A 21,324-nucleotide genomic window follows, 5' to 3' on the forward strand; every position below is an offset into this window, starting at 1 on the left:
GTGAGTGAGGGCGAGGATGGCTACCCGCAGCAACTAGTTCTTCGCTCGGATAAAGCCGGCCAGACGCGTCTTCTGGTCTGCGCACCATGCGGTCATGCCGAGCCGGCGCTGGTCCAGATCGGTCGTTTGGGTCGCCAGCGCCACCTCGGACATCAGCGTATCGTCCTGGCGCTCACCCATCTTGCCGCCGGTATGCAAATAGGCGATGGCCTTGCGCACCTGTTCAGTGGTGCCATCGGGCATGTGCATCTCCTGCGCCTTCTGCACGAGGTCCTGGTAGACCAGCTCGGTGCCAGGGCACTCGACCTTGGCGGCAAAGGCCTGCAGCACGAAAGTCACATAGGTGGACCGGGGCTCGGCCTGTGCCGGCGCCGCGATCATCAGCAACGCCGCCATCGACAACACATAACGCATCCTTGGAAACCTCCCGCTGTTTTTTCCAAGGCTAGCGCGCCAATGAGTCGTGATCAACACCGAGCGCGCTGCAGCAAAACCGCCGTCGTGCTCCCTCCCGGGAATGCTGCCGCCTATTTGTTCAGACGGCGTTCCTGCTCCTTGAGCAGCAGATCGAGTTCATCACTCTGCTGCGCGAGGCGGTCGGCATTGCGCTCCTCGTCGGCGGCTCCCGATTGAGATGCTGCCTGCTCAGTGATCTGGCGGATATTGTCGCGCAGGAGTGCGATGCGCTCGGCGAGCTCAGACGCACTCAGGACGGTCGGGTCGGTCAGGCTCATGGGCTCCTCGCCAATGCTTTGCTATCGACAGCCTTGCGGCGAACGGGGCCTCGATCGCGGGCTGCGCTTGCAGGTGTAGTTCCATAACGTGAACACCCGCGTGCCTTCAAGCATTTCGCAGCGTCCGCTGCGGCCGCCTGTTGGCGACAGCCGACGGTTGCGGCAAAGAGCGCACGAAGAAATCGATCAGAGCTTCAAATTCGCCGCGTTAACGCACCGGCATCGGCGGCCGCACCACGCTATTGCCGTCGGAATCGGCTGTCGCCTGCGGGGCAGGAGCCGATTGCAGCGGCATCGGCGCAGCCCCGGTCGGCGGGGCCGAGACGCTCTGTGCGGGCGGCGCAGCGGGTCGCGGCCGATGTACGGGGGCTGCAGCAGGGGCGGCGCCTGTCGCAGCGGTCGCTGGCCGCGGCGCAGGTCGCGGACGCAGCGTCTGCTCGATCGCCCTGGGATCGAACGATCTCGCCTCGCTGGTGCGCTCCGCCTTCTCCGACAGGCGCGCGATCTCGCGCGCCATCTGGTCCTGCCCGGTCTTGAGCTGGGCAATGCTGGCTTTGAGATCGGTGATCTGCTGCCCCATCGCCGCAAGGTCATGGGCCATGGACTGCAGCAGCTGGGTCTGATCCGAGGGGGGCACGGCTGCTGCCGTTGCAGTGGGCGCGGACGCAGCGGCCGGGGTGGGCTGCGCCGGCGCAGCGTCAGCGGTCGTGCTTTGACTATCCTTCGTTGGGCTGTCGGTACTTGCCTGGGTGGGCTCGGCAGGTGTTTTCCCTGTAAAGGTCGACGACAGCGAGATATGCGGAATCCAGCGCGCGGCCATCTCCTGCGCCTGGTCGCCGTAGGTCTGCCAAGCCGCGGCCCCGACGGCGCTGACGACCGCAAACAGGATGGCCACCACGGTCCGGACCGCCCAGGTGGCGATCGAGGTGCGTTCGGCCGGTTCGTCCTCCGCGCCGGTGTCGGCGACGCGCAGGCTGGTATCGACCGCCGGAACGGGAATGTCGGCCGGCCGCGGCCCCTGGCGTTCGGAGCGCCGCGCGGCGTCCGCGCCTTGAGGAGCTGCTACGCGGTCGGCCCGAGCGGCCAGAATGATCTCCGGATCGATCACACCCTTAGGTTGCTGATTGGGGTCGGCGACAGGTGGCGTGGAAAGCATTGGCGATCCGTCCTCTTTGGCCGCCCGCATCAGCAGGGTTGCGGCCTTTGCGTGTATCATAAAGCCTTACAGGCGGCGTCGACGCAAACTGGTACCGGTTGTCCTCGCGCCAGCATGGTCTGCGGCGGCGCCGTTCACTTCCAGCTCGAAGTTCAATTCCAACGTCAGCCAGCGCGCCGGCGTCCCAACCTTGCCGGGGCGCATTGCTGGACCATCCCTGCCACGCCCCACAGTCCAGCCGGATTTGTCCAAACCAAGGCAATTGCTTGGTAAATCTGGGACCGCTTTGCGTTCGCCCGGGCACCGTCCAGCGTTATTTTGCAATGCCAGATGGACCTTGCCAACCGAAAATCGCTTGCTCCTTGCCGCCGACCCGCGGCGCAGCACGATCTGTAGGCGCCCGTCAGGCGATGTCGGCCCCTCGGGCCGGACGGGGCGCCGGATCGGCGAGCTATGCGGCACGACGTGTGTGCGGGGCGCGCATTCCCGGTTCGAGCAGACCGCGCAGCTTCAGGGCATCGGCGGGCGCTGCGCTCTTCTGGTCGTTGTCGAAATAGACGAAGACATCGCAGCCCTGGGCCTTCCACGAGCGGATGCGCTTCGCCCAGGCGCCGAGCGCGGCGGGCGGATAGTTGTCCTTGTAATCCCCGCTGGGCCCGTGCCCGCGCACATAGACGAAATCGGCGGTGCGCTTCCACGGCGCCGGCGCGTCGTGATGGTCGGACAGGCAGAGCGAGATGTTCTCGTCCGCGAGCATGCGCATGATGCGCGGGCAGTACCAGCTCGGATGCCGGAACTCGAAACTGCAGCGGCGTTTGTTCGACAGCAGCTTGAAGAAGGCGCCGAGACGTTCGGGATCGGCCTCGAACTGCGGCGGCAACTGAAACAGCACCGGGCCGGCCTTGTCGCCGAGCAGCGCAAGCCGGCTCTCCATCAGTTCCAGGCTGTTCACGGAGCGGTCCGACAGGCGCTTCCAATGCGTGATGAATTTGGAGGCCTTCCAGGCAAAGACGAAATCCGGACCGGTCTGCTCGCGCCAACTGCGCACCGCATTTTCGGTCGGGGTGCGGTAGAACACGCCGTTCAGCTCGGCCGTCTGAAACTGGCTCGCATAATAGGCAAGCTGATGCTTGATCAGCAATTCCTTGGGGAAGAACACCCCGCGCCAGGAGACATAGTGCCAGCCCGACGTGCCGATGAGAATGCGCGCCATGGTCCGCTCTTGATTGTACCGAGCTCTCCTCACTCTCAAGCGATCAGGTTGGTTGCGGTTCCGGCCGAACTCACCAGGTCGGACGCTTAGCCCGACCGTCCGCGCAGATTGGGCAAGCCCAGCCATGCATTGATGTGCGCAGCCGTTTCCGCCTGAAGTGCCTTTTTCAGGAGTGTGTTCCGTTCCTCTCCTTCGGGCAGCACTCGTGCCGCCTCGCGCGCGTCGATTGCGACCTGCCGCAGGCGGTGGTCGAAAGACATCGCTTGCTTGCGCCGATTGCGCGTGATCGTCGTTGTGGTCATCTGCACGGTCTCCATCATCTGTGACCGACAGTGTCCAACCATGCCGCTGGGCAGTCGCTAACGCACGTTATGGCATGCGGATCAAAAAATGATTGTAGCGGCGGAACTTTTTGCGTGCGCTGCCCGCTCGTTCTTCGATCTCTGTTCGAAACCGTCGGGGGTGTTCAGCATTGCATCAGCTAGCACCACGGAACACTGACCTGCGTCGACGTGTTTCTGCGCCATGACGGGAGAGTTGCGATGGTAAAGGAATCTGCACGGCAAAGGCGCATCACCGGTCGGGTGATGCATGAGTTCAAGCACGGCGAACTGCGAAGCGGCCGCGGCGGCAAGGTCAAGAACCGGCGGCAGGCGATCGCCATCGCGTTGGAGGAGGCGGGGGCATCCAACTATGAGAGCCCTCGCCGAAACAAGCGCAATCTGCAGCGCACCGAGCGCAAGGAAGCTGAAGGGCGCACCGCGCAGCAGGAGCGCGAAGGCAAGTCGCGGGTCGGCGCCAGGGGACGTCGCGAAAGCACGCCGGCGATGCGCGGGCGCAATGCGCGCAAGCCGATCGCACAGGGACAGAAAGCCGCGCGATCGCGCACGCGGAGCTCGGGCGGAGCGACGCGGCAGGAGCTCTATGCCAAGGCGAAGAAGCGCGGGATCGCAGGCCGCTCGAAGATGAGCAAGCGCCAGCTCGAAAACGCGCTTCGTTCGAACTGAATCGGCTTGGTACTAAAGTGAGAGCGCCGCGGCTTCAGGGCTCGCGGCGCTCCTTTGTTCACCCTCCCGCGGCGGTCACGCGCCATACCGTGTTGCCGACGTCGTCGGCGATCAGCAGCGCTCCGGTCTTGTCGACCGCAAGCCCGACGGCCGGCCGCGCGCCTGGTTGTCGCCGTTCAAGAATCCCGTCACCACGTCCTGCGCCGGACCGCTCGGCTTGCCATCCGCAAACGGGACGTAGACGACCTTGTAGCCGTTGAGCGGGGTCCGGTTCCAGCTGCCGTGCTCGCCAACGAAGGCGCCGCCACGATAGGCCTGCGGCAGGGCGGTCCCGGTGTAGAAGACGAGGCCGAGCGGCGCGACATGCGAGCTCAGGGCGTAGTCCGGTACGATGGCTTTTTCGACCAGATCGGGCCGTTGCGGCATGACACGTGGGTCCAGATGCTGGCCGTAATAGCTATAAGGCCAGCCATAGAAGCCGCCGTCCTTCACCGAAGTCATGTAGTCCGGGACGAGGTCGGGGCCGATCTCGTCGCGTTCGTTGACGACCGTCCAGAGCGCGTGGCTTTGCGGCTCGAACGTCAATCCGTTCGGATTGCGCAGGCCGCTGGCGAAGATGCGCCAGCGGCCGTTGGCGCGGTTGACCTCGAGAATATCGGCGCGGTTCTTCTCGGCTTCGATGCCGTTCTCGGTAATGTTGCTGTTCGAGCCGACGCCGACATAGAGCAGGTTGCCGTCGGGGCTTGCGGTCAGGCTCTTGGTCCAGTGGTGGTCGATCGGACCGCCCGGGAGCGGCATCAAGGTGGTTCCGGGTGCGGTCATCTGCGTCGCGCCCGGCGTGTAGGGATAACGAACGATGGCATCGGTGTTGGCGACGTAGAGGTCGTTGCCGACGAGCGCGACGCCGAACGGTGAATGGAGGTGGTCGAGGAACACGCTCTTGGCTTTGGGCACACCGTCGCCATTGGCATCATGAAGGAGCGTGATGCGGTTGCTCGGCCCGGTGTTGCCGCCGGAGGTCACCCAGGCTTCGACCCAGGCCATCACGAAGTCCTTCGGGCGCTTCGGCGGGGGCGGCGGCGGAGCCTTGGACTCCACGACAAGGATGTCGCCATTCGGGAGCGTGTAGAGGGAGCGGGGGTGCTGCAGGCCGGTCGCCAGAGCCTCGATCTTCAGGCCCGGCGCCACCGTCGGCATCTCGCCCTCCTTCCAGTCCACCACGGTCGCCAGTTTCATCGGCGGCAGCAGGAACTGCTGGAGCGCCGGCAGCGGTGGATTGGCGCCGACCTCGGCCTTGGGATCGCCGCCATTATCGCATCCGGCCAGGCCGAACGCTGCGCTGCCGAGCAGCAGCGTGGTGAACAGCGGCGCCACGCGGAACGTCCTGAAGCCTGTCGTCGGACCACTCCCACGCCGTGACGATAAACCATCGACTAGCCGAGCCAGCCGGTGACCGGCAGGATCAGAACCGTGATCAGTGAGAGGATGAGGCCGGTCAGCACGACCGATGTCCAGGCATCGCGCGTGTGGACCATGTTGTTGAAGAACACCAGCACCAGCACCAGGAGATTGCCGAGCATATGGGGCCAGGCCGGCGTCTGTGCCCGGATCAGGGGATTGCCGAGGAAGTCGATCAGTCCGGCAATTCCAGCCAGCACGCCCATGATCAGGCCGACCAGCAGCAGCCAGGCTGAAATGTCGGTCCACATCATTTCGGCGGTCCGCCACTAGACGATGTCGGTGATGAGCGCGCCGATGAAACAGACGATCGGAAACGGCACCAGCATGGGATGGATCGGGTGCCGCGCGACCTGAACGGTCGGTTCGAGGCGGATGGGGGGTGGGGTGTCGGCGATCGTCACAGCACAGCTCCTCAGCAGGACAAGAAGGATGCTGCGCCAACTTGACTGCGCCGTACCGGTTCCTTTCTTGGTTGCCGTCCGGCATTCCACCGTCTCAGTGCCGCCGAAGTGGATGCGCGCGGCACGTTCCAGGCAAGAGGGGCGTGAAACGGTCCTTCCGCTCACTGGCTCTTGTTCAGCGGTCCCTGCGTGCCGCGTGCGCTATCGCTTCCGGCGTCGTTGCGCGGCATTGCCGGCGCGGGGGCGGAAGGCTCGCTTTTCTTCGGCACGGCGCTGCCGGTGGTCTGCTGGTTCGCGGTCTGGGCGTCCTGTCGCGGCACGCGGTCGCCTGCGAACGACCAGATCATCAGCACGATCGCGAAGGCGACCAAGGCGATCGGAATGATGACGCCATAGGGCATGCCGCTGCGGATCGGCGCGTCACCGCCTGCCGGGCCGTTGCGCTCCATCTTGTCCTGCGCCCGCAGAGTGTCCCTGGTGTTCTGATCAAGGCGGGCGCGTTCGGCGGGTCGCAGCCGGCCGGCGCGTATCGCGGCATAAGCGAGGACCAGACCGAGGATCAGAATGCCGATCCCCCAGCCCCAAAACGTTTCAGCGCCGCCCGTTCCGCCGCCCATGGAAGCCGCTCCACCTGGTTCATCCGTGACCGACCTCGGTCCGGTCCGAACCATGCGAACGAGCGGGCCGGCGAAATCGTTCCGGCGGTGCCGTTGAGCTGAAGTAGGCTAATCAGAGTTCGACGACGACATAGGCGCCCTCGATGGTCACCGGATAGCGCTCCGCAACATAGGGCCCTTTCACCAATTCGGCGCCGGCCTCGAGCTTGACTTCATAGTTGCGCAACCGGGTCGAACCCGGATCGCACCAGGATTGGCCGGTGGCGAGCTCGAATTCCCAACCGTGCCAGGGACAGCGCAGGAACTCGCCCTGGCGTTCCAGGCGGTAGTCACCCGGGCCGGAGGAGCGCGCGATGCCGGTGACCACGCCGTTGCAGATCTGCGCGCCGCCATGCGGGCAGCGATTGAGCAGGGCATGCAGCCGCCCCTCGACATTGAACAGCGCGATCTCGCGGCCGTCGACGACCGCGACCTTCCGCGCACCCGGAGGCAGCTGGTCCGCCGCACAAATCACGTGCCGGCTCATGACAGGCGATACAATGCGACGGCATTGTCCCTGAAGATCTTGCGGCGCTGCTCCTCCGTCATCGGGAATTTGAACGAGAAGCTCGGATTGTCGTAGTCCCAGTGCGGATAGTCCGATGAATAGAGCAGATGGTCCCAGCCGATCCAGTCGATGATCTCGATCAGATGGCGCGCGTGGTCCGGCTCCTCGATCGGTTGCGTCGTCCACCAGATGTGCTCACGCAGATATTCCGATGGCCGCCGTTTCAGATGCGGCACCTCCTTGCGGAATTTCTCGAAGTGCTTGTCCATGCGCCAGGCCAGCGTTGGCGCCCAGGCAAAGCCGCCTTCGACGAGAACGATCCTGAGTTTCGGAAAGCGTTCGAACACGCCGCCCAGAATGAAGCTCGCGGCCAGCGACTCCATGCAGGCGACGAACACATAGTGCTCCTGCAGATAATAGGTTGGCCAGCCCGAACCGGTGGACGGATGGCCGCCATTGTAGCCGACGGGATGAAGGCCGATCGGCAGGCCGGCGCGCTCGGCGGCCTCATAGATCGGCCAGTAGCGGGGATGACCGAGCGGGTCGGAGGGCCGCGACGACATCATGATCTGCACATAGCGGCGATCGCCGGCACAGCGCTCGATCTCGGCAACCGCCGCCTCGGGGAATTCCTGGGGCACCACGATGCCGGCGCGCAGCCGCGGCTCCTCGCGGACCCAGCGGTCGATCTGCCAGTCGTTGGTGGCGCGCGACATCGCGGCGGCAAAGCCGGGATTGCGCTCCTCCATCCCGCCCTTGCTCAGCGCCATCAACAGGCCGAACTCGACATTGACCGGATCGAGATGCTGCCTGCGCAGCATGTCGAGGTCTGAGCCCGCGGGCCCGCTCTGGGGCAACGCGTCGCTGCGCATGCCTGCCGCCATCATGCGCGGGAACATCAGCGAATTCGAGAGCGCCTGTCGCACATGCACGCCATAGGTCTGATAGTGCTCGCGCCAGCGAGGCTCGAGATAAGGGAGCAATTCGCCCGGCGTGCGATGCGCCGGATGGATGTCGCAGTCGACGACCGACAGTGTCTGGCGCGCCTTCTGTTCGAGAAATGGAGCGTTCATCGCACGTCCTCCTTGATCGCTTGGGTCGTCCCGCCGGCTGCGCGCTGGGCGAGGCGCGGATAGGTCGCGCGCGCATTGCCGGCGAGGATCCTGCTCAGGGCAGTCTCGGGCAGTCCGTCGGGCAGCACGTCGTCGCCGTCGAACTGCCAATGTGGATAGTCGGTCGCAAACAGCAGCATCTCGTCCGAGCCGATGCGGTCGAGCGTTTGCGCAACGGCCGTGGCGTCCGCGGCGTCGAACGGCTGGATGGTCAGCCGGATATGCTCGCGGATGATCTCGGACGGCCAGCGGTCGACCCAGGGCGTCTCGGGGCGGGCGCCGCGCCAGGTCTTGTCCGTGCGCCACATCGTCACCGGCAGCCAGCTCACGCCGGATTCCAGGAAGGCGAATTTGAGCCTGGGGAAGCGCTGGAATACGCCTTCGGCGATCAGGCTCACCGTCTGGTTCTCGAACGCCTGCGCCTGGGCGACATAATCCTCGAACTGATAACAGGGCCAGCCGATGATGGTCGGCGCATAGCGATAGGTGCTGCCGGCATGCGCGGCAATGACGAGCCCGTGCCGCTCTGCCGCCTCATAGAGCGGGAAGAACTCGCGCCGGCCGAGCAGCCGCTCGCCCATCGCCAGCAGCAGCACCTGGACGAAGCGATCGTCCGGCGCGAGCCGTTCGATCTCCGTGACCGCCTGCTGGATGTCTTGCGGATGGATCAGGATCGAGCCGCGCAGCCGCGGCTCGCGATCGAGCCACTCGGCCCGCAGCCAGTCGTTGACGCCGCGACACAAGGCTGCGGCCATATCGTCATTGTGGAGCGCCACGCAGCCATGGATCACATTGGCGATGGCGAGATCGAGTCCGAATGCGTCGAGCACATGCGCGCGCAGCGCTTCGAGCGGATCGGCCGTTGCCGGCAGTCGCCAGTCGGCGCGCATGCTGATCGGCGCGTTCGGCGGGTAGCTCGTCATCGCAAATGGCATGCGGTCGATCGCGCGATTGACGATCTGATCGCGCCAGTAGTCGTTGAGATAGGGCAGGAGCTGCGCCATGCTGGGCGCGGGTATGTGCAGATCGCAATCGATCGCTCCTGCGTAAGGCATCTTCATCGGTTTGCTCCCTTTAGAGGCGGTTCATGGTCCGCATCCGCGCATCACGCCGGCGCGGCCTGGTCCATCTTTGCTGGGCTTGCTTCGGAGGAAACGGCGGCGGCATGCCGGCGCTGCGACAGTCCAAGCGCAAGCACGCAGCCAGCCATCACCAGGGGTGGCAGCGCCGCGAGCAGGAACAGATTGGAGACGGGCAGGTGCCGGGCGAGCAGCAAGCCCGCGATCAAGGGGCCGGTGATCGAGCCGATCTTGGCAACGGATAATGCCCAACCGACTGCGGTGGATCGGTTGGCGCTGGGATAGAATTGGCCGACGGCGCTGTTCAGCCCCTGATGTCCTCCGATGACGAAGAAGCCGACGCAGGCCATGGCCCCGAGGAATGCGCCGTCACTGAAGCCGGCCAGGCCAACCGAAGCGACCAGGGGCGATGCGATCATCGGCACGATGGCGATGGCCAGCACGCCGAACTTGTCCAGCATCCAGCCCGCGATCAGCGCGCCGATCGCGCCGCCGAGGCTGAACATCGAGAGTGCGAACGCGGCCTGCGCCGGCGTGTGTCCCGACGCTTCGGCCAGGATCGGTGTCCAGCTGCCGAGGAAGAACATCGTCATCGAGCTTGCGATGTAGGCCAGCCACAACAGGGGCGTGATCAGCGCGAGTTGCCCATCGAACAAGGCGGCGAGCTTCGAACTCAGGCCGCGGCCCGACTGGCCGGGCTGCTGCTCCTCGTCGATGATGAAGCGCGCGCGCGGTTGGGCCCCAAGATCACGTTCGATCCGGTTGAGGATGCGGGCGACTTCGTCTGGCCGCCTGCCGTGCACGACCAGGAATTTGATCGACTCGGGAAGGGTGAAGAAACAGAGCGCGGCCGCGGCCAAGGGCAGCACGCCTCCGATCCAGAACACGATCTGCCAGCCGAGATGCGGCACCAGCCAGGCCGCGATCACGCCGCCGGCGCTGCCTCCGGCGACATAGCCCAGCATGATGATCGCAACGACCGTGCCGCGGTATTTGGCCGGAACATATTCGAGGTTGAGGGAATAGCACAAAGGCGCGAGGCCGCCGATGCCGAGGCCTGCGAGGAACCGGAGCGCGATCAGCGCAGGCAGATCGCCGGCCCAGACGGTCAGCAGGCTGAAGCCGCCGAAGGTGATCGTCGCGGCCACGATCGACGGGCGGCGGCCAATGCGGTCGCCGAGATAGCCGAAGACGAGACCGCCGACGAGGATACCGAACACGCCGGCACTGAAAACGATGCCCAGCGATCCCTTGTCGATACCCCAGTTGCGGATAATCGCGGGCGCGGCAAACGCCATTGCATGCAGGTCGTATCCATCGAGAAACATCATGGCCGTCGACAGCATCATGACGGTCAGCACCAGGCCATTGCGGCGCTGGCGCTCGATCACAGCGCTGACATCAATGATTGCGGATGCGCTCATTGTCGTTCCTTCCCCATGGCCGTTGTTTTGTTTTTGACGGCTTGCTGCAAACCACGTCGGCAACTGATCGGCGGTTCTGGGCGGAGCGACCGATCGCGAAGCGCAACCGACGGTCGCGCCCGCTGCCAAAGCAGTTTGCAGGAGAAGGCTATTTGCTTCGAGATCGAGGGAGAATAGGCTATTTTGGCGTGATATCTTTTCCTGATTGGATGAAATGACTGATAGCCTTTTGAATATGAAGGCTTTTGTGGCGACGGTCCGTGCCGGGAGCTTCTCCGAGGCCGGCCGGCAGCTCGGGATTGCACCATCGGTCTTGACCAAGCGGGTCGGGCAGCTCGAATGGTCGCTGCGCTGCACACTCCTGCGACGGAGCACCCGGCGCCTGCAACTCACCGAAGTCGGCGAGCGCTATCTCGAGGTTATCCGCGCCATCGTGCGCGAATATGACGAGATGGTCGCAGGCATCATGCGATCGCCACAGGAGCTTGAGGGACAGGTGCGGATCAAGGCACCGGCTTCGCCGATGGCCATCGACCTTGCTGAAATCCTGTCCTCGTTTCAGATCGAATATCCGCGCGTCACACTGGAGGCCGTTCTGGTCGATCGGACCGTGAATCCGGTGGAGGAAGGATTCGATATCGTGCTGACGATGATGCCATCGTCCTTCCACGGCGTGCTCGAGGAGCCGTTGCTTGCGTTTCCGCGCGTGCTCTGCGCCTCTCCCTCATACTTGGCCCGGCGAGGCTCTCCGCATCACGTCCGTGATCTCGTCAACCACGATTGCCTTGTGTTTACGCCGATGGGACCGGTGTGGACCTTCGAAGGCAAGACCGGCGTGATCACGGTCGCGGTGCGCCCACGCTTTGTCAGCAACAACAACGCGCTTCTGATCGATGCGCTACGCGCCGGCAGCGGGATCGCGGTGGTGTCCCGGGCGGCGGTTGCCGTGCCGTTGCGCACGGGCGCGCTGGTCGAAGTGCTGCCTGAGATTCCGATTCCGGATCTCTGGGTCAAGGCGCTGGTGCCGGCGACGCGCGCCAGCCTCGCACGCGTGCAAGCCCTGCTGACGGCGATTCGCGACGCTTTCCATGCTGTCGCCGCGACCAGCCCGCCACGCGTCAGCGGTGCGGCTTGACAGCCCGGATACGGGACCTATCGGTTGCGGGGATTGCCTGCTAAGCAGCCTGCATCGCGCTTGGCGCAGGACCTTGGTGCAGGACTTTAGCGCAAGACCTTGGCGCAGGACGAAGACGAAAAAGACGAAGAGGGTACGAGCATGATTGGGACGGTTGGCATCATCGGAGCGGGCACCATGGGCAACGGCATCGCGCAGGTCTGCGCTGTCGCCGGCGTACCCGTGATCATGATCGACATTTCAGATGCAGCAGTCCAGCGCGGGCTTTCTGCCGTCAGCTCAAGCCTCGATCGGCTCTTGAAAAAGGACAAGCTGACGGCGGCCGACAAGGAGGCGGCGCTCTCGCGCATCACCGCCACCACCGACAGGAGCAAGCTTTCCGCATGCGATCTCGTCATCGAAGCTGCGACCGAGAATGAGGAGCTGAAGCTCAAGATCCTCAAGGACGTTTGTGCGATCTTGAAGCCGGAGGCGTTGATCGCGACCAACACCTCGTCGATCTCGATCACCAAGCTGGCGACCGCGACGGACCGGCCGGACCGTTTCATCGGCATGCACTTCTTCAATCCGGTGCCGATGATGGCGCTGCTTGAGCTGATCCGCGGCCTGCAGACCTCGGATGCGACGCTTGCCATAGCCGAAGCCTTCGCCAAGCGGATCGGTAAGGTTGCGATCACCGCCAGGAACAGCCCGGGCTTTGCGGTCAATCGCATTCTCTGCCCGATGATCAACGAAGCTATCTTCGCCTTCTCGGAAGGCATCGCAACGGCCGAAGACATCGACGAAGGCATGAAGCTCGGTTGCAATCACCCGATCGGCCCGCTTGCTCTTGCAGATCTCATCGGCCTCGACACGATGCTGTCGGTGATGGAAGTGTTCTACAATGGCTTCAACGACCCGAAATATCGCCCCGCGCCGCTGCTGAAGGAAATGGTGGCCGCAGGCCAGCTCGGTCGTAAGACCGGCAAGGGCTTCTACGATTACAGTAAGTAGCGGCAGGTTCTCGCCGCGGCGGGCGGCATTGAAGGCGCCCGCCGCGCGATGACGAGACCGGCAATCATCGTTTCAAACCGGTTTTCCGACATCAACAATCAATTTGGCGCAATCGCCGTTGCGTCAGGATCGTTGCATGATGGTGCGGACTGCGCTCGATCGCCGCAATGGAGTCTTCGACGGCTGCCGCATCAAGAACTGGGATGTCACGCTTCAAACGGCACAGCGCCGGGCGGGTAGGGGCCATGCCTCACTGATGCGGCCCACTAATCCTCGACCCGGCGTGCCGTTCGTGGTTTTTGCCGCTATGCGCAGGTCCGAAGGAATACCGACGCACTCAGCGGATCTGATACGGAGGGGGCGTCATCAAACCTCCCTTTGCTGTTGCGGTTGTCAGTGTTGCGGTTGCTGTCGCTTATGTGACTGCAATCGAAGCACTAACGAAATCGATGCTCCTCCTCTGGCGGTGCGCTGTCAAGGCGCTTTGTGACGCAATGATGAATGGAGGCTTGCCGCCGGCGGTGCCACGCATCGCGAGGCGCTCTTGATGTGATTGTGTGTGCGTAAGTGCCGCGACGATGCTTGTTCGCTTCTGACGATAAACTAGATAGTTGGAGGTGCTGACGTCTGACTTGCGAGTCGGAATGTCATTAGCAATTGCGCAAAGGAGAGATTGCGCGATCGTATGAGTGAAACGGAAGTCTTCATCCGATCGGCATTCGTCATACTGCCGCGTTTGCAGAGTATTGAAATGCAGGTTCCCGGGAACCAATGGATTCGCGGCGTCTTGTTCCCGGGATCAACAGTCAGGAGAAGGCCGATGAGAGCAGCAACGATAATTCTGGCAGGGATCGCGGCTGTCGCGATCGGTGTGCCGGCAATCGCTGCCGAGCAAGGTGCGACCGGCCTGGTGACCGGGATCAACCGGCTGAACGGCACGATCTCGATTCAACGCATTCAAACCGGGACCGTGGGCGCCAACGGCTCCGGCGCCGCGGAGGAATTCAAGATCAAGGACAATGCGATGGTCGAGAACGTCCATGCCGGCGATCGCGTGACCTTTGCGACCTCCGACAACGGTGGCAGCAAGACGATCACCAAGCTCGATCGGCAGAAATAGTTCGATCCAACCGAGGGGCAGCGGTAGCGATGCGTTCGATCACGTGGGGAGCGAACGGACGTCGAGCGGAGATGATGTCGCGGCGATCAGCCAATGAGGCGACGGAATCGGTGCGTCGCGGCGTGACGTTCATCCTCGCCATCCAGCTGATCACCGCATTGCTGGTGCTTTCGCAATCGGCACACGCCGATGAACTCTATCGCGCCCAAACCATCGTCACTGGCCAGGGCGAGCCGAACCGCGGCGTCGGCTTTGCCGCCTGCCTCGAGGACGTGCTGATCAAGGTCTCCGGCGGGCTGCAGCTCGCCGGAGATCCTCGACTTTTGTCCTACAAGGCGCACGCCGCCGAATTCGTGACCGGCTTCGACTATCACGATCAGATGTCGGGCACGCCGAAGCGCGACGAGCAGGGCACCCGCGACCGCCCGTTTGATCTCATCGTCGATTTCGACAAAGCGAAGATCGACGATCTGCTTGCAACCTTCGGGCTCAAGCCCTGGCTCTCGCATCGTCCGGTGCTCGGCGTCGGCGTCGTCATGGTGCCGGGCGGGCGCAGCTATGTCGTGATGTCCGATGGCCGTCAGTCGGAGCTGCAGCGCGAGGCGTTGGCTGCGGCGGCAGTCAAGCGCGGCCTTACGATCGTGTTACCGGACGATGCAGCCTTGTCGCAAGCAAGGAGCGAGCCGACCGGCCTCGCCGCCGCTGCTCCCGCGGATTTTGCGCCAGCGCTGACCCGGCGCGGCGCAGAGGCGATCCTCATCGGGCAGCTTAGTTGGGACGACAATGCGCTCGGCTGGAGCACCGAGTGGCGTCTGGACCTCAATGGTCAGTCGCACCGGTGGCGCTTCGGTGGGGTCACTTTCGATGAAGCATTCCGGCGAGGTCTCGGCGGCGCCGCGCAGATCCTGTCCGGCAACGGCGAGCCGCATTAGCCTTCATTTCGGCCGCTATTTCGGCTGCTTCCGGTGCGACATTGCGTGCACGGAACGGCGAGTTCGTTCCTGGGTTCCTTCTTCAAATAGGAGGCTATCATCATGACACTCAGGACATGGATCGCGGCTGCGTTGTTGGCGACCGCGCCGGTCTCCGCAATCGCGGCGCCGGGCGTCGTGCGCAACATGGTCACTCTGCGCGCCGGACCCGGCACCGGATTCCCTGCTGTCGATCGCATCCCCGCCGGCGCTCGCGTGAACATCCATGGCTGCATCCGCGGCGGCGCCTGGTGCGACGTGAGCTATGCTGGCGAGCGCGGTTGGGTCGCCGCGACTTCACTCGCCTACCTCTACGGACGGCAATACGTCTATCTGCCCGACTACGTCGATGACGTGCCGATCGTGCCGTTTGTCGTGCCGAGCTACTGGGGCAGCTATTATATCGGTCGACCCTGGTATCACCGCCATTCCTATTGGAACCGCTACTGGCATCATCATCCGCCATTGGTGGCATATGGACCGCGCCAGCATCCTGATTTCGCCGGACAGACGGGGGCAGGCGTGACGCCTCAGCCGAACGTCGCTGGTCCCGGAGCGCATCCGTTCCCGCCGGGCGGCTTTGCGCAGCGCGGGTATGGAGCAGGAGGCACCGTGGGCATCGGGCATCGGGTCGCTCCGCAGCAATTCGGCGGTGCACAGCCGGGGACGCCTCTCGGCGCGCGCTTCGCGCCCGGCCCGATCGTTCGCCCGACGGTCACGCCGCATTTTGCGCAGCCCAACATCGCGCGACCAAGCGCGGCTCCGCTGGCGGCTCGCGCCCAGATCAATGCTCCGCGTGCTCCGATCGGTGGAGTTCCTCAGATCGGTGGCGTGCCGCGCATCGGCGGCGGCGCGGCCCTGGGGGTTGCACCCCATATCGGCAGCGTAGGTGGCCCGCGAGGCGGCGGACCCGGCCATCCGCATTGAGCCGCATTGATTGAGGGCGACTGCGGGATGCCTGGCCTCGTGCCCGGCGTCTTTCCATGCGTGTGGTGGACTGGCAACATGGCCTCAATGACTACCTCCAAGGTCCTCGCTAACGTCTCGCCCGATCCGTTGCCCATTGAAGAAGCTCGTGCTGGTCTTTCTGCTGCTCCTCGTCGTGCCGATCTCCGTATCGGCCGTAAATTACCTGCGCGACGACCGGCGTGGCAGTTGGCAAGCCGCGGAGCGTTCGAGCGCAGGGCTGTTGCCGCCTCCGTCTGCGCAACCGGATGCTGTGGTCCGCGTCTTCGCCGCGCGCACGGTACGCTGGCGCGGCATCTTCGCCGTCCACACCTGGATCGTGGTGAAGGAAAAAGGGGCGCCGCGCTACACGCGCTACGACTACACGGCCTGGGGCGAACCGATCCGGGTCGACGGCTTCGCACCCGATGGCCGCTGGTTCGGCGCGGTGCCTGAGGTGGTGCTCGCGGTCGACGGCGAAGCGGCTCGGGACGTCATTCCCAGGATCCGCAGCGTGATCGAGAGCTACAGGTTTCGGGCCTATGGCGACTACAATGCCTGGCCCGGGCCGAACTCCAACACCTTCGTGCAGGCCTCGCTCAACGCGGTCCCGGAGCTCAAGGCGGTGTTGCCACCGACGGCCATTGGCAAGGATTTTCCGGTCGCGGGCTGGTGGGGCCTCACCCCATCCGGCACGGGCGTGTTCGCTTCGCTGGGCGGTTATCTTGGGCTCACCGTCGGCTGGATCGAAGGCCTCGAACTGAACTTTTTCGGCGGCGTGCTCGGCGTCGATCTCCGCAGGCCGGCGCTGAAGTTTCCCGGCCTCGGCCGGATCGGAATGCCACTGGTGTGAGCGATCGGCGAGATTGGCTCAACCGAGCGCAAGCGCCTCAGCGTTTGCGCTCGCTGCGGCTGAAATTGCTCAAATGCCCTTCGCGCGCCGCCTGGGCGCGTGCCGCCTTTATGATGCCCGCACTCTTCCCAGGAGCTGCCACCAGCGACGGCAGCCGGGTCAGTTTCTTGCCGCCGCAGGTCGGGCAAACCGGTGTTTCCGCCACTCCGATCAGCAACTCGATGTCGTCGGCGCATTTGGCGCAATGGAAGCTATAGAGCGGCATGCCGCGTCTCCTGTTGGACGCGACCACTCTGCAGAAACCGGGCCAAGTCAATTTCCATCGCGATTGCCTCGAAGAGCGGCTGTTTGGGCCCGATCTGCGCGCAGTTTGTCCTGGAAATGACGAGGCCCGCGTTGCGGAGCCGACAGCTCGGTCAACCCTGACGTCAGCGTCCTACGCGCTGCTCTTCGGCGTATATTTGCCGGCGATGCATTTGTAGCTCTGCAAATGCCAGGCTTGATACGGCCCTTTGGAGAGCCAGTCGGCGATGCCGATCTGCGCGTTCACGGCACACGAGGTCATCGTGATTCCTGACATCTCGCTGTTGGTGACCACCTTCTCCATGCAGACTTGGCCATTGCAGAGCAGTGCGACGAGAGTGACCAGCACGGTATTCCTGCCTTCAAAGAGTGAACCCGGTTGGATTTACGAAAGCAGGGTTCATGCCAAGTGGTGAATCCCGGCCGTGATTCTACGGGCGCCTTCTGCCATTCGATCGTGGGCAGTCCGAAGGGTTCCGCGCTTGCTCGCCTCAGTCGACTTGAGGCGCTGAATCACCAGCATGGGCCCGCAATATCCCCAGGCGTGGCGCCGCTTGGCCTAGCAGGCGCCTGCGTTCTCCTGGGCGAGGCAGCATCGAGCTTTGCACATTGAATGAGCTGAGCTCGGTCAGCACGCACGCGGGGCTCGGCTTGCTAAGTTGGGAACAGACTGAATGGCTGTTCAAGAAAGTTTCGCCGCCGAAACCGGAACGGCGTTCTGGTGGCTTCGTTTTCTCCCCAGGGTAACGAGAGGAGAGAGGACATGCAGAAACTTTCCTACGTTTTCGCAGCGCTTGCGACCATCGCCGTAGCAGCGCCGACCATCGCCAGCGCCGAGGGGGTCGGGGTCCGCGTCGGCGTGGACCGCGACCATTATTACGGCCGCGACTATGGCCCGCGGGTCTACTACCACGATCGCGGCTTCCACCGCGGCTGGTACGATCGCGACGCCGATCGGACCGTGATCATCCGGCGTCACCACTATCACGATTGGGACGACTAACGAATTGCAGGATACCGATCGAGCAGGGATCGATTGAAATGGCTCCCCGAAAGGGAGCCATTTTTTGCTGGTGTGCGGAGCATGTGGGTGCGCGGCTCAGCGGAACAGCGCCACATAGATCACGTAGAGCCAGCCGAGAATGCCGTGGATGATCGCCCACAGGATGGAATGATTGTTGGTGTAGGAGATCGCGATGGCCAGCGCCGAGCCGAATCCGACGCCGTATTTGGCGCCCTCGATGCGGATGCCGTAGGTGCGATTGCCGTTCATGGTCTCCTCGCATCTCATCCTGGCGCAGCGTGCGCTCAGGCCTTGCGGACGAACTCGGATTTCAAATTCATCTGGCCGATGCCGTCGATCTTGCAGGCGATGTTGTGGCCGTCGCTTGCTTCCTGCAACCGGATGTTGCGCACCTTGGTGCCGCCTTTGACCACCGAGGACGAACCCTTGACCTTCAGATCCTTGATCACGATGACGCTGTCGCCATCGGCCAGTACGTTGCCGTTGGCATCGCGAATGCTCGCATCGTCCGCGGCCTCGGCCGCCGCGCCGGCTTCGCCGCTCCATTCATGGCCGCATTCCGGGCAGACCCACAGCGCGCCGTCCTGATAGGCGTGTTCGGATCGGCATTGCGGGCATGTCATCGCGTCCATGGTGACCTCATCTGTTGCAGTGAGGCAAACCGATAGGAGCGGAGCCGGGGAAGTCAAGCGCGGCGTCGCGCGTCGCCCCAAGGAGTGAAGCTGCCGTCTCCATTGATGCGAGTGATTGGCAGTTGCTGCTCGCGCCGGCCTGCGTACCGAGCCAGACGGGTGGCGAGGCTCAGGTGAATCGCTATCAACTTGAGCAAGATCATTTGAAGCAAAATCAATTGATGCGTGCGTGCGGCGGGCGTCGGGAACGTCGGGTACGACAGCCGGTTGAAAGATGCATCTTTCACCAAGAGGCGGCGTACCGCGCGATTGCGATGGCCCCGCATCGCGCCGCGCGATTTGCCGCAGAGGAGGCTGGCTATGAAGGAGATCAGGGAGCACATGGATGTGATCGGCGCCGACGGCGTGCACGTCGGCACCGTGGACCGCGTCGAAGGCAATCGCATCAAGTTGACCCGGAAGGACAGCGGCCAGGGCAGCCACCAGGGTCATCATCACTACATCGACAAGGGTCTGGTCGCCGACGTGGAAGGCGACAAGGTGCGGCTCTCGGCGATTGGCGCCGTGGCGGTCACGTTGGAAGACGAGAAATAGGCGCACGTTCAGCATCACGGCGGAGGCCAGCGTCTCCGCCGGAAGGCGCAACGGCAAGCGTAACGGAAAGTGCGAGAGGAGCTGGCCATGCGGATCTTGGATGTCGCAGGCGCGCTGTGTGTCGCCGGCGTCGTGGCGGCAAGTGCAATTGCGCCGGCATCGGCTGCGCCGGTGGCGGCGCTTTCGGCCGGCGCTCGGCTCATCGCTGCCGTGCCGGTGCAATTCGTCGGCTGGCGCCACGGGCCAGGCTGGCATAGCGGCTGGCGCTGGGGCCCGTATGCCTGGCGCAACGCCGATGACGAGGCCTGCTCCGGCGATCATCCGCCCTGGGCAAGCGCCTATGCCGGCTATCCGAGCTTCTGGTGCAGCCCGGGCTTCGGCGCCTATTATCGCCACTGGCCGCGGTGAGTGGCGGCGGCCGATTTCGATGTGATGGACTTGCCGGTCGCTCAACCGATCCTACACCCTCTGGGTCGGTGCCTTCGGTGACGGCGCACAGGCCGCGAGCGATGCCGGCCAATCGCTGCGCGTGCGGCTGGTATTGGCCCTCTTGACCCCGGCGTCGAGCACGAGCACGAACTCGGCCAGGTCGTCCTGAGCGTCCGCCGGCCATGCCTCGATGCGTTTCAGGACTTCGGTCAGCCTTGTTGTCTTCATGTCGCAGCATTCCCATGATGGAGCCGATGTGAGTGCCCGGCTCGACGAGCGGCGGCAGCAAGGCGGCGGATACCGCCTGGCTCAGTTGTTGTTCCCCCGATGTGTCCATCGCGAGGTGCGCGCCCGTCGCGTGACCAAGCGCGTGGATACGGGTCTCAAGCAGCCTTGGCGGTGGGTTCGCTTTCGGCGGATTCCATCGCACGCAGATACATGTCGAGCAGCGTCTCGTGCTCGTCGCGCTCCTCCTGGTCCTGCTTCCTGAGCTTGATGATCTCTTTGAGGATTTTGACGTCGAAACCTTCGCCCTTGGCTTCAGCAAAGACCTCCTTCTTCTGCTCGCTGATCTCCTGCAGTTCGGCGTCCAGATTTTCGATCCGTTCGACGAAAGACCTGATCCGGCCGCCGGGAATGCCGATGTCTGACATGGTGTCTCCTTGCTGAATGAGACGGTGAAAATGCGAGCCAAGATGTTGCCAATGCGTTAAGGATGATGGTTAAGACGCGCCGCTCGCGTCGTGTTGAAGCACCGCTAATCTCTCTCCTCGGCCGCAAGGCGTTTGAACTCCCGCTTCATCGCATTGACCCGGGCGAGATAGCCGGCAGCGAGGTGATCGCCGCAACGCTCGCCGTCGGCCGGTCGAAAGCCGCGGCGCATGAAGGCGGCGGCAGGGCCGGCGCCGCACAGATGGATCAAGGCGGCGAGATCCTGCCGCTGGAGCGCGTTCGGCTTTGCGTCGGATGCGCGGGCGAGCACGGCGGCGACCTGACGGTCGAGATAGATCGCCGTCAGTTCGACCGCATGGCGCGGCAGCGCACGGATGTAGGGGAGAAGCGAGCCGCAGCCATCGTCGGTGACGGCGTGGTCGCGGATGCAATAGCGCGCGGATTCCGCAAAGGCGGCGTCGGTCATCTGGAACAGGCCGACCGCGCTGGAAGCCGGCTTGTAGACGCTGAACGGATTGAGCGCGAGCTGCCAGCGCCAATAGGTGCGCGTCACAGGATTGCCGGAGCTCTCGGTCTGCGCCAGTGCAGCCAGCAGTTCGGGCGTGATCGTGGCGGTGGCGTAGGCGCGAAACAGCGATCCATACTGCCGCCAGGTCTCGGGCGGCTCCTTGTCGAGCCGGTGGCCGACAAAGACGAACAGCTCGCTCGGCTTGCGGATCACCTGATACATGATGTTCACCAGAAAGAACGCCGCGAGCAGGATCACGGCGAGCCCCGCGATCCGGACCGGCCGCGGCGTTGCGCTCAGCCTCCGCCGCGTCCAGCGCGCGCCGCGTCTGATCCGGCGGAGCAGGGCGGTCCAGCGCTTCTTGCGAGATCGGGGCTTGCGGACCATGTATCCG

General features: G+C 64.1%; 28 protein-coding genes and 2 pseudogenes. 10 read left to right on the forward strand and 20 right to left on the reverse strand.

The features are described 5' to 3' along the window. Window positions 1-33: 33 nt before the first annotated feature. From QX071_RS15655 to QX071_RS15675, 5 genes are all read right to left on the reverse strand, one after another. Window positions 34-414: a hypothetical protein gene (locus QX071_RS15655; protein ID WP_315703610.1), complete on the reverse strand. Its 381-nt coding sequence runs from the start codon at window positions 412-414 to the stop codon at window positions 34-36. A 113-nt stretch (window positions 415-527) separates the two neighbouring features. Further along, window positions 528-734, reverse strand: a complete 207-nt coding sequence (locus QX071_RS15660) for a hypothetical protein (protein WP_315703611.1) — start codon at window positions 732-734, stop codon at window positions 528-530. Window positions 735-942: 208 nt separating this feature from the next. After that, on the reverse strand, window positions 943-1,890 hold the full coding sequence (locus tag QX071_RS15665) for a hypothetical protein (RefSeq protein ID WP_315703612.1): 948 nt from the start codon (window positions 1,888-1,890) through the stop codon (window positions 943-945). 451 nt (window positions 1,891-2,341) lie between these two features. Further along, window positions 2,342-3,103 (reverse strand): DUF72 domain-containing protein, encoded by a 762-nt coding sequence (locus tag QX071_RS15670; protein ID WP_315703613.1) that lies wholly within the window; start codon window positions 3,101-3,103, stop codon window positions 2,342-2,344. An 86-nt stretch (window positions 3,104-3,189) separates the two neighbouring features. Further along, window positions 3,190-3,405: a hypothetical protein gene (locus QX071_RS15675; protein WP_315703614.1), complete on the reverse strand. Its 216-nt coding sequence runs from the start codon at window positions 3,403-3,405 to the stop codon at window positions 3,190-3,192. A 240-nt stretch (window positions 3,406-3,645) separates the two neighbouring features. Here QX071_RS15675 and QX071_RS15680 point away from each other — a divergent pair, with 240 nt between their 5' ends. Beyond that, window positions 3,646-4,110: a DUF6496 domain-containing protein gene (locus tag QX071_RS15680; RefSeq protein ID WP_315703615.1), complete on the forward strand. Its 465-nt coding sequence runs from the start codon at window positions 3,646-3,648 to the stop codon at window positions 4,108-4,110. A 58-nt stretch (window positions 4,111-4,168) separates the two neighbouring features. Here the strand turns inward: QX071_RS15680 and QX071_RS15685 are convergent. The 7 genes and pseudogenes from QX071_RS15685 to QX071_RS15715 form a co-directional block, all read right to left on the reverse strand. Next, window positions 4,169-5,484, reverse strand: a pseudogene (locus QX071_RS15685) (PQQ-dependent sugar dehydrogenase). A 59-nt stretch (window positions 5,485-5,543) separates the two neighbouring features. Continuing rightward, window positions 5,544-5,972: pseudogene (locus QX071_RS15690) on the reverse strand (DUF2231 domain-containing protein). A 161-nt stretch (window positions 5,973-6,133) separates the two neighbouring features. Continuing rightward, window positions 6,134-6,589 (reverse strand): hypothetical protein, encoded by a 456-nt coding sequence (locus tag QX071_RS15695; RefSeq protein WP_315703616.1) that lies wholly within the window; start codon window positions 6,587-6,589, stop codon window positions 6,134-6,136. 112 nt (window positions 6,590-6,701) lie between these two features. Continuing rightward, on the reverse strand, window positions 6,702-7,115 hold the full coding sequence (locus QX071_RS15700) for a Rieske (2Fe-2S) protein (protein WP_315703617.1): 414 nt from the start codon (window positions 7,113-7,115) through the stop codon (window positions 6,702-6,704). Next, on the reverse strand, window positions 7,112-8,209 hold the full coding sequence (locus QX071_RS15705; protein WP_315703618.1) for an amidohydrolase family protein: 1,098 nt from the start codon (window positions 8,207-8,209) through the stop codon (window positions 7,112-7,114). Before QX071_RS15705 ends, QX071_RS15700 begins: the two co-directional genes overlap by 4 nt. Continuing rightward, entirely contained in the window at window positions 8,206-9,309 is a 1,104-nt protein-coding gene (locus QX071_RS15710; protein WP_315703619.1) for an amidohydrolase family protein, read from the reverse strand. Before QX071_RS15710 ends, QX071_RS15705 begins: the two co-directional genes overlap by 4 nt. Window positions 9,310-9,353: 44 nt before the next feature. Continuing rightward, on the reverse strand, window positions 9,354-10,751 hold the full coding sequence (locus QX071_RS15715; RefSeq protein ID WP_315703620.1) for an MFS transporter: 1,398 nt from the start codon (window positions 10,749-10,751) through the stop codon (window positions 9,354-9,356). A gap of 235 nt (window positions 10,752-10,986) precedes the next feature. On the opposite strand from QX071_RS15715, the gene QX071_RS15720 reads away from it, so the two are divergent. The 6 genes from QX071_RS15720 (at window position 10,987) to QX071_RS15745 (ending at window position 16,768) form a co-directional block, all read left to right on the forward strand. Then, a complete protein-coding gene (locus QX071_RS15720; protein ID WP_315703621.1) occupies window positions 10,987-11,886 on the forward strand; it encodes a LysR family transcriptional regulator in 900 nt (299 codons plus the stop codon). A gap of 141 nt (window positions 11,887-12,027) precedes the next feature. Next, complete coding sequence (locus tag QX071_RS15725) at window positions 12,028-12,879, forward strand: 3-hydroxybutyryl-CoA dehydrogenase (RefSeq protein WP_315703622.1); 852 nt, start codon at window positions 12,028-12,030, stop codon at window positions 12,877-12,879. Window positions 12,880-13,699: 820 nt separating this feature from the next. Next, complete coding sequence (locus QX071_RS15730) at window positions 13,700-13,999, forward strand: copper-binding protein (protein WP_315703623.1); 300 nt, start codon at window positions 13,700-13,702, stop codon at window positions 13,997-13,999. A 74-nt stretch (window positions 14,000-14,073) separates the two neighbouring features. Next, window positions 14,074-14,931, forward strand: a complete 858-nt coding sequence (locus QX071_RS15735) for a DUF2066 domain-containing protein (RefSeq protein ID WP_315703624.1) — start codon at window positions 14,074-14,076, stop codon at window positions 14,929-14,931. Between the two features lie 102 nt (window positions 14,932-15,033). Further along, entirely contained in the window at window positions 15,034-15,897 is an 864-nt protein-coding gene (locus QX071_RS15740; RefSeq protein ID WP_315703625.1) for an SH3 domain-containing protein, read from the forward strand. 148 nt (window positions 15,898-16,045) lie between these two features. Beyond that, entirely contained in the window at window positions 16,046-16,768 is a 723-nt protein-coding gene (locus QX071_RS15745; RefSeq protein ID WP_315703626.1) for a DUF3750 domain-containing protein, read from the forward strand. A 37-nt stretch (window positions 16,769-16,805) separates the two neighbouring features. On the opposite strand, the gene QX071_RS15750 is transcribed toward QX071_RS15745, so the two are convergent. Then, a complete protein-coding gene (locus QX071_RS15750; protein WP_315703627.1) occupies window positions 16,806-17,033 on the reverse strand; it encodes a zinc ribbon domain-containing protein in 228 nt (75 codons plus the stop codon). A 171-nt stretch (window positions 17,034-17,204) separates the two neighbouring features. Continuing rightward, window positions 17,205-17,420, reverse strand: a complete 216-nt coding sequence (locus QX071_RS15755) for a hypothetical protein (RefSeq protein ID WP_315703628.1) — start codon at window positions 17,418-17,420, stop codon at window positions 17,205-17,207. A 414-nt stretch (window positions 17,421-17,834) separates the two neighbouring features. Here QX071_RS15755 and QX071_RS15760 point away from each other — a divergent pair, with 414 nt between their 5' ends. Then, window positions 17,835-18,074, forward strand: coding sequence for a hypothetical protein (locus tag QX071_RS15760; RefSeq protein ID WP_315703629.1), 240 nt, complete (start codon window positions 17,835-17,837; stop codon window positions 18,072-18,074). A gap of 96 nt (window positions 18,075-18,170) precedes the next feature. Here QX071_RS15760 and QX071_RS15765 read toward each other — a convergent pair whose 3' ends face one another. From QX071_RS15765 to QX071_RS15775, 3 genes are read right to left on the reverse strand one after another with little or no spacing between them, the layout of a single operon-like run. Then, complete coding sequence (locus QX071_RS15765) at window positions 18,171-18,344, reverse strand: hypothetical protein (RefSeq protein WP_315703630.1); 174 nt, start codon at window positions 18,342-18,344, stop codon at window positions 18,171-18,173. A gap of 35 nt (window positions 18,345-18,379) precedes the next feature. Further along, window positions 18,380-18,727, reverse strand: a complete 348-nt coding sequence (locus QX071_RS15770; protein WP_315703631.1) for a zinc ribbon domain-containing protein YjdM — start codon at window positions 18,725-18,727, stop codon at window positions 18,380-18,382. Window positions 18,728-18,780: 53 nt separating this feature from the next. Continuing rightward, window positions 18,781-19,110: a hypothetical protein gene (locus tag QX071_RS15775; protein WP_315703632.1), complete on the reverse strand. Its 330-nt coding sequence runs from the start codon at window positions 19,108-19,110 to the stop codon at window positions 18,781-18,783. On the opposite strand from QX071_RS15775, the gene QX071_RS15780 reads away from it, so the two are divergent. Beyond that, entirely contained in the window at window positions 19,088-19,321 is a 234-nt protein-coding gene (locus tag QX071_RS15780; protein ID WP_315703633.1) for a DUF2171 domain-containing protein, read from the forward strand. The genes QX071_RS15775 and QX071_RS15780 overlap by 23 nt on opposite strands. Before the next feature lie 87 nt (window positions 19,322-19,408). Beyond that, window positions 19,409-19,729: a hypothetical protein gene (locus tag QX071_RS15785; RefSeq protein WP_315703634.1), complete on the forward strand. Its 321-nt coding sequence runs from the start codon at window positions 19,409-19,411 to the stop codon at window positions 19,727-19,729. Between the two features lie 51 nt (window positions 19,730-19,780). Here QX071_RS15785 and QX071_RS15790 read toward each other — a convergent pair whose 3' ends face one another. The 3 genes from QX071_RS15790 to QX071_RS15800 form a co-directional block, all read right to left on the reverse strand. Continuing rightward, window positions 19,781-19,978: a hypothetical protein gene (locus QX071_RS15790; RefSeq protein ID WP_315703635.1), complete on the reverse strand. Its 198-nt coding sequence runs from the start codon at window positions 19,976-19,978 to the stop codon at window positions 19,781-19,783. 155 nt (window positions 19,979-20,133) lie between these two features. After that, entirely contained in the window at window positions 20,134-20,403 is a 270-nt protein-coding gene (locus tag QX071_RS15795; RefSeq protein WP_315703636.1) for a DUF2312 domain-containing protein, read from the reverse strand. 104 nt (window positions 20,404-20,507) lie between these two features. Then, window positions 20,508-21,317: a transglycosylase SLT domain-containing protein gene (locus QX071_RS15800; protein ID WP_315703637.1), complete on the reverse strand. Its 810-nt coding sequence runs from the start codon at window positions 21,315-21,317 to the stop codon at window positions 20,508-20,510. Window positions 21,318-21,324 lie beyond the last annotated feature (7 nt).

Origin of the sequence: Bradyrhizobium sp. SZCCHNS1022, assembly GCF_032484835.1 — a bacterium.
In the GTDB taxonomy this organism is placed as follows: domain Bacteria; phylum Pseudomonadota; class Alphaproteobacteria; order Rhizobiales; family Xanthobacteraceae; genus Bradyrhizobium.

What these genes read in the sequence shown, in the direction of transcription:
- QX071_RS15660 (WP_315703611.1), bottom strand. Translation starts at nt 734, where the DNA reads ATGAGCCTGACCGACCCGACCGTCCTGAGTGCGTCTGAGCTCGCCGAG.
- QX071_RS15665 (WP_315703612.1), bottom strand. Translation starts at nt 1,890, where the DNA reads ATGCTTTCCACGCCACCTGTCGCCGACCCCAATCAGCAACCTAAGGGT.
- QX071_RS15715 (WP_315703620.1), bottom strand. Translation starts at nt 10,751, where the DNA reads ATGAGCGCATCCGCAATCATTGATGTCAGCGCTGTGATCGAGCGCCAG.
- QX071_RS15680 (WP_315703615.1), top strand. Translation starts at nt 3,646, where the DNA reads ATGGTAAAGGAATCTGCACGGCAAAGGCGCATCACCGGTCGGGTGATG.
- QX071_RS15765 (WP_315703630.1), bottom strand. Translation starts at nt 18,344, where the DNA reads ATGAACGGCAATCGCACCTACGGCATCCGCATCGAGGGCGCCAAATAC.
- QX071_RS15695 (WP_315703616.1), bottom strand. Translation starts at nt 6,589, where the DNA reads ATGGGCGGCGGAACGGGCGGCGCTGAAACGTTTTGGGGCTGGGGGATC.
- QX071_RS15775 (WP_315703632.1), bottom strand. Translation starts at nt 19,110, where the DNA reads ATGTGCTCCCTGATCTCCTTCATAGCCAGCCTCCTCTGCGGCAAATCG.
- QX071_RS15710 (WP_315703619.1), bottom strand. Translation starts at nt 9,309, where the DNA reads ATGAAGATGCCTTACGCAGGAGCGATCGATTGCGATCTGCACATACCC.
- QX071_RS15795 (WP_315703636.1), bottom strand. Translation starts at nt 20,403, where the DNA reads ATGTCAGACATCGGCATTCCCGGCGGCCGGATCAGGTCTTTCGTCGAA.
- QX071_RS15740 (WP_315703625.1), top strand. Translation starts at nt 15,034, where the DNA reads ATGACACTCAGGACATGGATCGCGGCTGCGTTGTTGGCGACCGCGCCG.
- QX071_RS15780 (WP_315703633.1), top strand. Translation starts at nt 19,088, where the DNA reads ATGAAGGAGATCAGGGAGCACATGGATGTGATCGGCGCCGACGGCGTG.
- QX071_RS15675 (WP_315703614.1), bottom strand. Translation starts at nt 3,405, where the DNA reads ATGACCACAACGACGATCACGCGCAATCGGCGCAAGCAAGCGATGTCT.
- QX071_RS15790 (WP_315703635.1), bottom strand. Translation starts at nt 19,978, where the DNA reads ATGAAGACAACAAGGCTGACCGAAGTCCTGAAACGCATCGAGGCATGG.
- QX071_RS15750 (WP_315703627.1), bottom strand. Translation starts at nt 17,033, where the DNA reads ATGCCGCTCTATAGCTTCCATTGCGCCAAATGCGCCGACGACATCGAG.
- QX071_RS15785 (WP_315703634.1), top strand. Translation starts at nt 19,409, where the DNA reads ATGCGGATCTTGGATGTCGCAGGCGCGCTGTGTGTCGCCGGCGTCGTG.
- QX071_RS15700 (WP_315703617.1), bottom strand. Translation starts at nt 7,115, where the DNA reads ATGAGCCGGCACGTGATTTGTGCGGCGGACCAGCTGCCTCCGGGTGCG.
- QX071_RS15735 (WP_315703624.1), top strand. Translation starts at nt 14,074, where the DNA reads ATGTCGCGGCGATCAGCCAATGAGGCGACGGAATCGGTGCGTCGCGGC.
- QX071_RS15670 (WP_315703613.1), bottom strand. Translation starts at nt 3,103, where the DNA reads ATGGCGCGCATTCTCATCGGCACGTCGGGCTGGCACTATGTCTCCTGG.
- QX071_RS15730 (WP_315703623.1), top strand. Translation starts at nt 13,700, where the DNA reads ATGAGAGCAGCAACGATAATTCTGGCAGGGATCGCGGCTGTCGCGATC.
- QX071_RS15655 (WP_315703610.1), bottom strand. Translation starts at nt 414, where the DNA reads ATGCGTTATGTGTTGTCGATGGCGGCGTTGCTGATGATCGCGGCGCCG.
- QX071_RS15705 (WP_315703618.1), bottom strand. Translation starts at nt 8,209, where the DNA reads ATGAACGCTCCATTTCTCGAACAGAAGGCGCGCCAGACACTGTCGGTC.
- QX071_RS15760 (WP_315703629.1), top strand. Translation starts at nt 17,835, where the DNA reads ATGCAGAAACTTTCCTACGTTTTCGCAGCGCTTGCGACCATCGCCGTA.
- QX071_RS15770 (WP_315703631.1), bottom strand. Translation starts at nt 18,727, where the DNA reads ATGGACGCGATGACATGCCCGCAATGCCGATCCGAACACGCCTATCAG.
- QX071_RS15725 (WP_315703622.1), top strand. Translation starts at nt 12,028, where the DNA reads ATGATTGGGACGGTTGGCATCATCGGAGCGGGCACCATGGGCAACGGC.
- QX071_RS15720 (WP_315703621.1), top strand. Translation starts at nt 10,987, where the DNA reads ATGAAGGCTTTTGTGGCGACGGTCCGTGCCGGGAGCTTCTCCGAGGCC.
- QX071_RS15800 (WP_315703637.1), bottom strand. Translation starts at nt 21,317, where the DNA reads ATGGTCCGCAAGCCCCGATCTCGCAAGAAGCGCTGGACCGCCCTGCTC.